Raw genomic sequence first — 12,357 nt, forward strand, 5'->3', positions numbered from 1 at the left:
TTAAGATTAATATCAATCGTAAATCAAAAGTCGTAAATCAAAGAATATGGTAGCAATAGTAAAATACAATGCAGGAAATGTAAAATCGGTATATAATGCAGTAACTCGTTTGGGGTTCGAAGCTATAATTACAGACGATTTTGAAACTTTGCAAAATGCTGACAAAGTAATTTTTCCAGGAGTTGGAGAAGCAAGTTCCGCAATGACTTATTTAAAAGTAAAAGGATTAGATAAAGTCATTAAAAACTTAAAACAACCAACCTTAGGCATTTGCTTGGGACAACAATTAATGTGCGCTTATTCGGAAGAAGGAAATACCGATTGTTTAGGAATTTTCCCTATTCAAGTCAAGTTATTTCCATCAACCGAAATCGTTCCTCACATGGGCTGGAATACGATTTATGACTTAAAAACACCTTTGTTTAACGAAGTAGAAGAGAACTCCGACTTTTATTATGTACATAGTTTTTATTGCGAAAATTCAGAATATACGATCGCGAAAACAGACTATATTTTAGAATATTCAGCAGCTTTACATAAAGATAATTTTTACGCAACTCAATTTCACCCAGAGAAATCTGCAAGAATAGGAGAACAAATACTAAAAAACTTTCTAAGTTTATAGTAATTATAAATTCACACACATGAAAAAAATAGTTTTTACTATACTTAGTGCTTTTGCAATTTCGCAGGTTTCTGCTCAAGAAAAAGTGTACTTCACTTCTACTCCTTCTTTAAGTCCTGATGCTAAAACGGTTTATTTTAGTTACGATGGCGACATCTGGTCAACCGATATAAATGGCGGGAATGCTGCAAGAATAACAGCTTTAGAAGGAGAAGAAATCAATCCTCGTGTTTCACCAGACGGAAAATGGCTGGCATTCAGCTCTAATCAATATGGAAATTACGATATTTATATAATGCCTATAAATGGTGGACAAATTAAGCAATTGACTTTTCATCAAGCCAAAGATGAAGTCGAGAGTTGGAGTTGGGACAGTAAATCGATCTATTTTACATCAAATCAAAATAATGGATTTGGAAGTTTTAAAATTGATTTAGATGGAAAAACACCAGAAGCGCTTTTTACAAATTATTTTAATACAACAAATGGTTTAGTAGAAACTCCTCAAGGCGAATATATTTTCACTAACTCGTCTGAAAGTGCAAGTCAAGTTACACGAAAAAGATACAAAGGCGAAAATAATCCAGATTTATTAGGATATAATCCAACCACAAAAAGTTATAAACAATATACCGATTATAACGGAAAAGATTTTAATCCTACGGTTGATAAAAACGGAATTATTTATTTTATTTCGGACGAAAATAATGGCGAATACAACTTATATCAATTAGCAAATGGTAAAAAAGAAGCGTTAACAAAATTTGAAACTTCGATTAAAAAACCTTTTGTTTCAGCTGATGGTTCAAAAGTTGTTTTCGAAAAAGATTATCAATTATTTGTTTACGATGTAAAAACTAAAACGTCGAAACCTCTTACAATTAATGTTAATTCGAATAAATCTTTAGAAAAAGAGCAAAATTTTGAAGTTGATAATAACATCGATTATTTTGACATTTCTCCTGATGGAAAGAAAATGGCCTTTGTAAGCAGAGGAATTATTTTTGTTTCGGATAATGAAGGAAAGTTTGTCAATCAAATTTCTGATGGAAAAGAGCGTGTTTTAGAAGTAAAATGGTTAAAAGACAACAAAAATTTAATCTTCAACCAAACGTATAAAGGTTACCAAAATTGGTTTAAAATTTCGGCTGACGGAAAAGGAAAAGTTGAACAATTAACTTCTGATTTAAGAAATAATCGAGACATTACATTCAACAACGATTTATCACAAGCTGTTTATTTAAGCGGACGCGATGAAGTAAGATTATTAGATTTGAAATCACTTAAATCATCAACAATTGTTAAAGATGAAATTTGGGCTTTCCAAAATTCGAAACCATCTTTTTCTCCAAATGATGAATATGTGTTATTCTCTGCAAAACGTAATTTCGAGTTAGATATTTTTATTCACAACATCAAGAAAAATACAACGGTTAATTTAACAAATACTGGTGTTTCAGAAGCTGACCCTACTTGGTCACCAGACGGAAAATACATTTATTTTTCAAGCGACAGAAAAAATCCTTCCTATCCTTTGGGAATGCAAGAATCGAGTATTTATCGTGCTTCTTTAGATTGGTTTGATCAAGCTTATAAATCAGAAAAATTTGATAATTTATTTGTAGAAGAAAAAAAGGTTGAGAAGAAAGAGAAAAAAGAAGAAAAGAACGATTTTAAAGCATTAACTATTAATCCAGAAGGATTCTTAGAAAGAATTGAATTGGTAACAGACCGTTTTGGATATCAGACAAATCCTTTTGTTTTTGCGGATGATAAAAAGCAATTTTTATTCTATAATACTAACCAAGAAAATGGTAAATTTCAGTTATACAGAAAAACGACCGCTGATTTTGAAGAAGATAAAACAGACAAAATATTCAACAAAGGCGCTGATTTTATCTTGAAAAATGAGAAAAATCTTTACGCTTTAATCGATAATTCTGTTTACAAATTTGGTATTAATTCTACAAATCCTGAAAAAGTTAGTATTAAATATAATTTCAATAAAAACTTGGCTTCAGAATTCAATCAAATGTACGAAGAAGCTTGGGCTGGAGTAGAAGAAAATTTCTATGATGAGAATTTTCACGGAATTGATTGGAAAGCAAAAAAAGAACAATACGCAACGTTTTTACCTTATGTAAACAATCGAAATGATTTAAGAATTTTGCTAAATGATATGCTAGGTGAATTAAATTCTTCGCATTTAGGTTTTTCATCTTTCGGAAAAGAAGAAAGTAGAAGATTGAATTATTTCACCAACGAAACAGGAATTATTTTCAAAAAAGATCAACCTTTTGCAGTTGAAAAAATCTTACGAAAATCTCCTGCTTTCCTTAAAAATGTTGATGTTCAAGAAGGTGATATTTTAGTAAGTGTGAATGGACAAAAAATCGATCCAAACCAAAATCGTGAAACTTATTTTACAACGCCTAAAAAATTAGAAGAATTAACTCTTGAATTTGACCGAAAAGGAAAAACAATTTCTACGAAGATTCATCCAATTTCAAATAACGAATTGAAATCACTTTTATATGATGAATGGATTTATGAAAATCGTCAGCGTGTAAAAAAATTAAGCAACGATAGAATTGCTTATTCGTACATGAAAAATATGTCTACTTCTGAATTGGATGTGTTTTTATTGGACATGGTAGAGCAAGAGAATAGAAAAGATGGTGTCATTTTAGATTTACGTTTCAATACAGGTGGAAATGTACATGATAAAGTTTTGAACTTTTTATCGCAAAGACCTTATTTGAAATGGAAATATCGTGAAGGACAATTAACTGTTCAACCAAATTTTGCTCCTTCAGGAAAACCAATTGTTTTATTAATTAACGAATACTCATTGAGCGATGCAGAAATGACAGCTGCAGGATTCAAAGCCTTGAAATTAGGAAAAATCATCGGGCAAGAAACGTATCGTTGGATCATTTTCACTTCTGGAAAAGGATTAGTTGATGGCTCATTTTATCGTTTACCAAGTTGGGGAACTTATACTTTGGACGGACAAAATTTAGAAAAAACTGGAGTTAAACCTGACATTTATATTAAAAATACGTTCTTAGATCGATTAGAAAATAAAGACCCACAATTGGAACGTGCAATCCAAGAGGTCATGAAAGAATTAAAATAATTTACGAAGGTTAATTTACGAATTACGATTGTTTCTTAATCGTAATTCCAAAATAGTAAATCTAACATAACAGTTATGAGAATCATCCCAGCTATAGATATTATCGACGGAAAATGCGTTCGATTGTCACAAGGCGATTATGATACAAAAAAAATATACAACGAAAATCCGTTGGAAGTTGCAAAAGAATTCGAGGATTACGGTATCGAATATTTGCACTTGGTAGATTTAGATGGAGCTAAATCAAAAGAAATCATTAATTATAAAACGTTAGAATTAATTGCTTCTAAAACCAATTTAAAAGTTGATTTTGGAGGTGGAATTAAGGCAGATCAAGATATTAGAATTGCTTTTGAATGTGGCGCAAACCAAATTACTGGAGGAAGTATTGCGGTTCAAAATCCAACATTATTTCAAGAATGGATTTCACAGTATGGAAGCGATAAAATCATTTTAGGCGCGGATGCTAAAGATCGAAAAATAGCAACACATGGTTGGTTAGAAACGTCAGAATTAGATGTGATAGATTTTATTCAAGAATATAAAACCAAAGGTATTGATTATGTGATTTGTACAGACATCGCGAAAGACGGAATGTTAGAAGGAGCTTCAAACGAATTATATGCAGAAATTTTAGCTACTTCGGAGGTCAAATTAATTGCTTCTGGTGGCGTTTCTTCAATCGATGATCTAATCAAAATAAAAGAATTAGGTTGTGAAGGAGCAATTCTTGGAAAAGCGATTTACGAAGGGAGAATTCAGTTGAAAGACTTAAAACAATTGTACTAATATGCTGAAGAAAAGAATCATACCATGTCTCGACATCAAAGATGGACGAACGGTAAAAGGTGTTAATTTCGTGGGCTTACGCGATGCGGGAGATCCAGTGGAATTAGCAAAAAAATATGTAGAAGAAGGTGCTGATGAATTAGTCTTTTTGGATATCACAGCGACTTTAGAAAAACGTAAAACCTTAGCTGAAATGGTTGAAAAAATTGCTTCAGCGATTAATATTCCGTTTACAGTTGGTGGCGGAATTAATTCTGTGGAAGATGCTTCGGCGGTCATCAAAGCTGGTGCAGATAAAGTTTCCGTTAATTCTTCGGCTGTCAAAAATCCTCAATTAATTGCAGATTTAGCAGCTCGATTTGGATCGCAATGTGTAGTCGTTGCAGTAGATACTCGCGATGTAAATGGAACACAAAAAGTTTTCGTAAGCGGTGGAAAAATTGAAACCGAATGGGAAACGTTAGATTGGGTCAAAAAAGTAGAAGAATTAGGCGCTGGCGAGATTCTGTTAACGTCTATGGATGGCGATGGAACAAAAGCTGGTTTCAAAATTGATATTACAAAAGCGGTTGCTGATGCTGTAAATCTTCCAGTAATTGCTTCTGGTGGAGCAGGAAAAATGGAGCATTTTACAGAAGTTTTTACCCAAACAAATGCAAGTGGTGGATTGGCTGCAAGTATTTTTCACTTTGGTGAAATTCCAATTCCAACACTTAAAAGTTATTTAAAAGAACAAAATATTCCGATACGATGAACATCGATTTCAATAAAAGTAACGACGGATTAGTTCCCGTTATTATTCAAAATTATCTTAACAACAAGGTTCTGATGTTAGGTTACATGAACGAAGAAGCTTTTAACAAAACCCAAGAAATTAGAAAAGTGACCTTTTATTCTCGTTCAAAAAATAGATTATGGACAAAAGGTGAAGAATCAGGCAACTTTTTGGAAGTAAAATCTATCGCAGTTGATTGCGACAACGATACAGTTTTAATCAAAGCAAAACCTTTTGGACCAACTTGTCATACGGGTTCTACGACTTGTTTTAAAGAAGAAACAAATCATGGATTTGTATATGAATTGGAACAAACCATTAACGATAGAATTGATTTAGACAATGATCCAGATTCGTATACCAATAAATTATTCAAAAGAGGAATCAATAAAGTTGCACAAAAAGTAGGTGAAGAAGCAGTTGAATTGGTGATTGAATCCAAAGACAACAACGATGATTTATTTATTAATGAAGCGGCGGATTTGTTGTATCACTATTTAATTTTATTGAAAGCCAAAGGTTTCAAATTGGAAGATGTTGAAAACGTTTTGAAATCGAGAGAAAATGGTCCAAGACGAGCTGAATAAAGTAGTTTAGAAATATAAAAGATTGCAGATTAGCAATCTTTTTTGTTTTCAAAAAACTGATGTTTAGCAGAATTAGCCAAATTTATTTGATTTAATTAGAATTAATATAAATAAAAATAATACTTTTGAAATCAAATTAAAATTAGTCTAAATAATTATTACAATATATTCTATTCATATGAAAAAATTATTCATTTCTGCTGCTATCCTTGTCGCTTCATTTATTCAAGCTCAGACGAACACGTTGATGGACGCTGGTTTTTGGAAAAATAATCCAACAATAGAAACTGTAAAAACTGAAATTTCGAAAGGAAATAGTCCTTCTTTTCAAAATGGAGGCTTCTTTGATCCTGTTGTGATAGCGATTAATAACAAAGCAGATTTTAATGTGACTAAATTTTTAATTGAACAAGAAGGAAATTCTGTTGATAAAAAAACGCATCACTCAAGAATTTATCTTCAATGGGCTGCTGCTGCGGGGAATTTAGAATTAGTAAATTATTTATTAGCCAAAGGTTCTGATGTTCATTACAAAGATAGCCATGGTTACGATGTGATTACATATGCAGCAAGTGCTGGAAATCAGAATATCGCAGTATACGATGCGTTGATTAAAGCTGGTGCCAATCCAAAAGTTAAAGGAGAAGATGGTTCAAACTTAATCATGCAAGCGATTGCGAATGATGATGATTTAAAAGTTACAGAATATTTTATTTCAAAAGGTTTATCATTAAGTGATAAAGACGCTAATGGACGTACTGTAGCAGATTATGCTGCAAAATTAGGAAACTTATCAATCATAGATAAATTAATCGCGAAAGGAATTAAACCTACTGATCAAGCTTTATTTTTTGCCACACAAGGTTCGAGAACAAAAGAAAATGGCGTAGAAGTTTTCCAAGAATTAATTACAAAATATAAATTAAATCCGAAAGCGTTAAATCCAGACGGACAAACATTATTACACGCTTTATCTCGCAAAGGAAACTCAGAAACAATCAACTTTATCTTATCAAAAGGTGTTGATGCTAAAATTGCTGATAAAGAAGGAAACACTGCATTAATGGTTGCTGCTGGAGGAAAAAATACAGATTTAATCAATACATTTTTATCAAAAGCAAACAATGTAAATGCGGTTAATAAAAATGGTGAGTCAGCTTTAACAAAAGCTGTTGCTTCTGGAACATCTCAAATCGTTTCTTTATTGTTAGAAAAAGGCGCTAAAGCTGATATTGTAGATAAAGATGGAAATAATTTGGCTTATTATTGGTTCAATTCTTTCAAACCAAATGATGAATCATTCGCAGAAAAACAAGCTTTATTAACAAATGCAAAAGTTGATTTTAAAGCTACTCAAAGTAAAGGTGCAACTTTGTTACACATTGCTGTTGATAAAGGAAATGTAAATTTGGTGAAAAAAGCGATTGAATTAGGTGTGAATCTTAATACACAAGATGAAGACGGAAATACAGCTTTACACAAAGCAGCTTTGATTGCGAAAGATGATGCAACCTTAAAAACTTTGGTTGCTGCTGGAGCGAAAAAAGATATTAAAACAGAATTTGACGAAACAGCTTATGATTTGGCTGGAGAAAACGAATTCTTAAAGAAAAATAATGTGTCTATTGACTTTTTAAAATAATGAAGGAGATGAAATTTAACTTAATCAAAAAATTAGTTGGATTAGTTGTAATCTTAATGGCAACTGCCACTTTTGCACAAACAACAAAATACAAAACAATGATTCAGATGAATAATTACACGGGAAAAGAAGCCTATGTAGTGATTTCATTAATCAATCCAAAAGGACAATACGAAAAAACTTTAGGTGTTTTGGGAACAGATAACGAGTGGTATAACACGTTAAAAGAATGGCACAAATTCAATAGTAAAAAGAAAGAAAAATTAAACGGAATCACAGGTGCTTCAGTTGCTGGAGGAGCGAGAGCGACACGTGTCATCGAGTTTGATACTGCAAAATTGAATAAAGGATACAAATTACGTTTTGAATCTGCTGTAGAAACTCAAAAATACGTCGCAAAAGATGCTGAAGTTGCATTAAATTCTTCGGATTTAGACAACAAAGCAGGTATCAAAGGTTCAGTTTATATTAAAGCCGTACGTTTTATAAAAGTTCAATAAAATGACATTATCTATTTGGAGATATGCGCATTTGAGTCTTGCAATTTTATCTTCAGCATTTTTAGTTATTCTATCTATCACAGGAGTAATTTTGGCTGTTGATGCAATAAACGAAAAATCGCCCGCATACAAAGTAGAAAATTTCGATAACATAACACTCGCGCAAGTTTTACCAACTTTGCGCGAGCATTATTTTGAAATAATAGAAGTAAAAGTTGATCACAATGATTTTGTGACAATTGATGCGATGGACGAAGATGGAAATTCGATCAAATCTTACATTGATCCTACAACAGGAAAAAAGATTGGTGAGATTGTTCCAAAAAGTGATTTCATCAATTGGGTCACAGCCTTGCACCGTTCATTATTTCTAAAAGAAACAGGACGAGCAATTGTTGGTGTCGTATCTTTTTTATTGATGTTAATTTCAATAAGTGGATTAATCTTAATCGTAAAACGTCAACAAGGAATTCTAAATTTCTTTATAAAAGTTAACAAAGACTCCTTTTCACAATATTTTCATGTTGTAACTGGACGTTGGTTATTAATTCCAGTTTTAATCATTGCATTAACAGGAACATTGATTTTCTTAGCGCGATTAGAACCTTTAGTTGGTCAACCAAAAGAAATTGAGCATCAAGTCAAAGAAAATTTACAACCAAAAGATTTAAAAGACATTGAATTCTTCAAAAACACAAAATTAAGTAGTGTTGAAAAGATTGAATTTCCTTTTATTCCAGATGATGAAGCAGAACCATTTATCGTTCATTTAAGAAAAAAATCGGTTTCGGTTAATCAAGTAAATGGAGCGATTATTTCAGAATCGTTGAATCCTTATTCAGCAATTGTAGAAAAATTCAATATCGATTTACATACAGGTCGCACCAATGTTATTTGGGCAGCGATTTTAGGAATTGCTTCGCTTAACATTTTATTCTTTATTTGGTCAGGATTTGTAATTACGTTCAAACGTACAAAAACGAAAATTGGCAAAAATAAATATAAAGCCAACGAAGCTGAAATTATCCTTTTAGTTGGTTCAGAAAATGGTGCAACTGTTGGATTTGCTTCAAAAATTCAAGAGCAATTTTTAGCAAACGGAAAAAAATCATTCATTGCTCAGATGAATCAATATGAAATTTATCCAAAAGCAAAACAACTCATCATTTTTACCTCAACTTATGGAATTGGTGATGCGCCTGCGAATGCTAAGAAATTTGAACAATTAATCACACAATTTCCACAAAACCAATCCATCGAATTTTCTGTTGTAGGATTTGGATCAAGAGCATATTCAGATTATTGTGGCTATGCAGTTAAAGTTGACAAATGGTTGAATGATCAAAAATGGGCTACTCAATTATTGGATTTGAAAACAGTAAATGATAAATCGCCGGAAGAATTCACAAATTGGGTCATTGCATACAAAGAAACGACAGATATTCCGTTAGCAACAACGCCTGCGATGTATGTTGGAAAAGCACCAGAACTGAAAAATGTTAAGGTTATTTCTACCACTAAAATCACACAAGAAGATGCTACATTTAAAGTTATTTTAGATGTAAAAGAGAAATTCAAATCTGGAGATTTATTAGCAATTTATCCCGAAAGTGATCACAAAGAACGCTTATATTCGGTTGGAAAAGTAGATAATAAATTACAGTTAATTGTAAAATTGCATGAGTTTGGATTAGGTTCTCAATATTTATATAATTTGGTTCAAAATTCTACGATTAAAGCTCGAATTGTAAAAAATAAAGCCTTTAGATTTCCAAAAGCTTCAAAAGTTGTGATGATTGCAAACGGAACAGGAATTGCACCTTTTCTTGGGATGATTGATGAGAATTCAAAAAATATTGAAACGCATTTATACTGTGGTTTCAGACATGATAATGAAACAACAAAATCTTATCAAGAATTTGCTACGAAACAAATTTTTACGAATCATTTGAGTCAATTTCACATTGCATTTTCTCGTGAAGAAAATAAACAGTATGTGATGGATTTAGTCAATCGTGATGCTAAATTCTTTGCTGAAACATTACAAAATGGTGGAATTCTTATGATTTGTGGTGCTCTCACAATGCAACATGATGTAGAGAAAGTTTTGGAACAAATCTGTCAAGAACATTTGAATAAATCATTCGAAGAATTCAAAACAAATGGGCAATTTTTGACGGATTGTTACTAGAAAAATAATTTTGATGCAATCCTAAAACAAGTTCAGAATAACCTAATACCTGTCATACCGAGCTTGTCGAGGTATCTTTAAGCTTTATACTTTTCGATAAACTCAGAATAACAAATGAATAAACCAAAATGAAATTCATTCTAAAAAATATATTCACTTTTATACTATTGTATGTTCTAACTCCGATGAATGCTCAAACGGTTGGAGTTAGAGATACAATTTTAATGGGAAGTAAATTCAAAATTACATTGGTTGATTCCGATTCTATTTCCGTTGAAAAAAACATCAATAAAGCAATTGATGAAATGATTAGAATTGAGAATTTGATTTCTGACTGGAAACCAACTTCGCAAGTTTCTCTTGTCAATCAAAATGCAGGAATAAAGGCGATAAAAGTAGATCGAGAAGTTTTTGACTTAACAAAGCGTGCGATTTATTTTTCGCAACTAACCGATGGTGCTTTTGACATTAGCTTTGCGGCAATGGACAAAATATGGAAATTTGATGGTTCAATGGAAAAGATTCCAACTCAGGAAGAGATTTCAAAAGCCATCGAAAAAATCGGTTATCAAAACATTATTTTAGATGAAGAAAATTCAACAATATTCTTAAAAAAAGCTGGAATGAAAATCGGTTTTGGTTCAACAGGAAAAGGTTATGCAGCACAAAAAGCACGAACTTTCATGCAAGACTTAGGAATACAAGCGGGTATAATTGATGCTTCTGGTGATATGACAACTTGGGGAAATCAACCAAATGGAGAACCTTGGAAAATTGGAATTACAAATCCATTTAATCGACATAAAATGTTGGATATTCTCTCAATGAAAAATGCTGCTGTTACGACTTCTGGTGATTACGAAAAATTTATTTTGATTGATGAAGTTCGCTATTCACACATTATTAATCCCAAAACTGGTTATCCTTCAACAGGATTAACAGGGGTTACAGTTATTGGGACGGATGCTGAAATGTGTAATGGTTTTAGCACTTCTATCATGGTTTTAGGAAAAGAAAAAGGATTGAATTTTATCAATCAACAAAAAGATTACGCTGCTCTTTTGATTACAGATAAAGGAAAAATTATTCGTTCAAAAAACTACAAGAAGATTAAACGAAAACTTGAGAAATAACACTTAAAAATGGTGATTTAGATATGCAGTTTCAACGTAAAAATGCTCCTTACAAAGAAGTTTCTGAATCAATTTTATTTATCCAAAACAGCACTTTCGCAATATCAATAATTTAGCTTAAATTATTTAAGTGTATAATAACCATTATATTTAGTAAAAGGTGTTTTTTATAGAAAAAATAGACTCAGTTCTGTAATTTTTGTTATGCTTCATTTTAAATAAAAAGTCGAAATTGCACCTAAACAAAATACAAAAGCTATGAACGACAATAAAAAATCTCATTGGGAACATATATATGAAGTAAAAACTCCAGAAGAAGTGAGTTGAACACAAGAAAAACCAGAAACTTCTTTAAATTTTATTCATTCTTTTGGAGCTGATAAAACAGCTAAAATTATTGATATTGGTGGTGGAGATAGTAAGTTGGTCGATTTTTTATTGGAAGAAGGATATGAAAATATTTCTGTTTTGGATATTTCTGCAAATGCGTTGGAAAGAGCAAAAAAGCGTTTAGGAAATAATGCAGAAAAAGTAACTTGGATTGTTGCTGATATCACCGAATTTGAACCTACAGAACAATACGATATTTGGCACGATAGAGCAGTTTTTCATTTTTTAATAGAAGAAAATGACATCAAAAAGTACCAAAATTTGGTCTCGAAAGCTGTAAAAGGAAAAATGGTTATTGGAACTTTTTCGACAAATGGACCATTAAAATGTAGTGGTTTGGAAATAAAACAAAATGATGAAACGTCGTTAACCTCAACTTTTGAAGCTAATTTTGAGAAAATAGAATGTTTTACAATTGATCATAAAACGCCATTTGATACGATTCAGAACTTTATTTTTTGTAGTTTCAACAAAAAATAAAATGCGTTAGGGATAGTAGTGGAAATCCTTTTTTGTAGACGCGGTGTCTACAAAAAAGATTGTAACGAATAGCCCGCTCAAACGCTAAAAATATAAAATCATCTCC

At 31.7% G+C, this 12,357-nt stretch carries 10 protein-coding genes; all 10 read left to right on the forward strand.

All coding sequences use genetic code 11. The features are described from left to right. The first annotated feature begins 46 nt into the window (after positions 1-46). The 10 genes from hisH (at position 47) to B2X73_RS06925 (ending at position 12,251) form a co-directional block, all read left to right on the forward strand. Complete coding sequence (gene hisH / locus B2X73_RS06880; protein WP_286495322.1) at positions 47-625, forward strand: imidazole glycerol phosphate synthase subunit HisH; 579 nt, start codon at positions 47-49, stop codon at positions 623-625. 19 nt (positions 626-644) lie between these two features. Further along, positions 645-3,764, forward strand: coding sequence for a S41 family peptidase (locus B2X73_RS06885; RefSeq protein WP_286495324.1), 3,120 nt, complete (start codon positions 645-647; stop codon positions 3,762-3,764). Positions 3,765-3,839: 75 nt separating this feature from the next. Beyond that, complete coding sequence (gene hisA, locus B2X73_RS06890; RefSeq protein ID WP_219033864.1) at positions 3,840-4,553, forward strand: 1-(5-phosphoribosyl)-5-[(5-phosphoribosylamino)methylideneamino]imidazole-4-carboxamide isomerase; 714 nt, start codon at positions 3,840-3,842, stop codon at positions 4,551-4,553. Between the two features lies 1 nt (position 4,554). Then, positions 4,555-5,307 (forward strand): imidazole glycerol phosphate synthase subunit HisF, encoded by a 753-nt coding sequence (gene hisF / locus B2X73_RS06895; protein ID WP_219033865.1) that lies wholly within the window; start codon positions 4,555-4,557, stop codon positions 5,305-5,307. Continuing rightward, positions 5,304-5,915: a bifunctional phosphoribosyl-AMP cyclohydrolase/phosphoribosyl-ATP diphosphatase HisIE gene (hisIE, locus tag B2X73_RS06900; protein ID WP_219033866.1), complete on the forward strand. Its 612-nt coding sequence runs from the start codon at positions 5,304-5,306 to the stop codon at positions 5,913-5,915. Before hisF ends, hisIE begins: the two co-directional genes overlap by 4 nt. A 178-nt stretch (positions 5,916-6,093) precedes the next feature. After that, complete coding sequence (locus B2X73_RS06905; protein ID WP_286495326.1) at positions 6,094-7,557, forward strand: ankyrin repeat domain-containing protein; 1,464 nt, start codon at positions 6,094-6,096, stop codon at positions 7,555-7,557. 8 nt (positions 7,558-7,565) lie between these two features. Next, positions 7,566-8,057: a DUF2271 domain-containing protein gene (locus B2X73_RS06910; protein ID WP_125349871.1), complete on the forward strand. Its 492-nt coding sequence runs from the start codon at positions 7,566-7,568 to the stop codon at positions 8,055-8,057. A 1-nt stretch (position 8,058) separates the two neighbouring features. Next, a complete protein-coding gene (locus B2X73_RS06915; RefSeq protein ID WP_286495328.1) occupies positions 8,059-10,248 on the forward strand; it encodes a PepSY domain-containing protein in 2,190 nt (729 codons plus the stop codon). A gap of 128 nt (positions 10,249-10,376) precedes the next feature. Beyond that, positions 10,377-11,381, forward strand: coding sequence for an FAD:protein FMN transferase (locus tag B2X73_RS06920; protein ID WP_219033868.1), 1,005 nt, complete (start codon positions 10,377-10,379; stop codon positions 11,379-11,381). Positions 11,382-11,741: 360 nt separating this feature from the next. Further along, positions 11,742-12,251: a class I SAM-dependent methyltransferase gene (locus B2X73_RS06925; protein ID WP_312027047.1), complete on the forward strand. Its 510-nt coding sequence runs from the start codon at positions 11,742-11,744 to the stop codon at positions 12,249-12,251. The last annotated feature ends 106 nt before the right edge of the window (positions 12,252-12,357 follow it).

It is taken from the genome of Empedobacter sp. UBA7252, from assembly GCF_002472765.1.
GTDB classification, from domain to species: Bacteria; Bacteroidota; Bacteroidia; order Flavobacteriales; family Weeksellaceae; genus Empedobacter; species Empedobacter falsenii_B.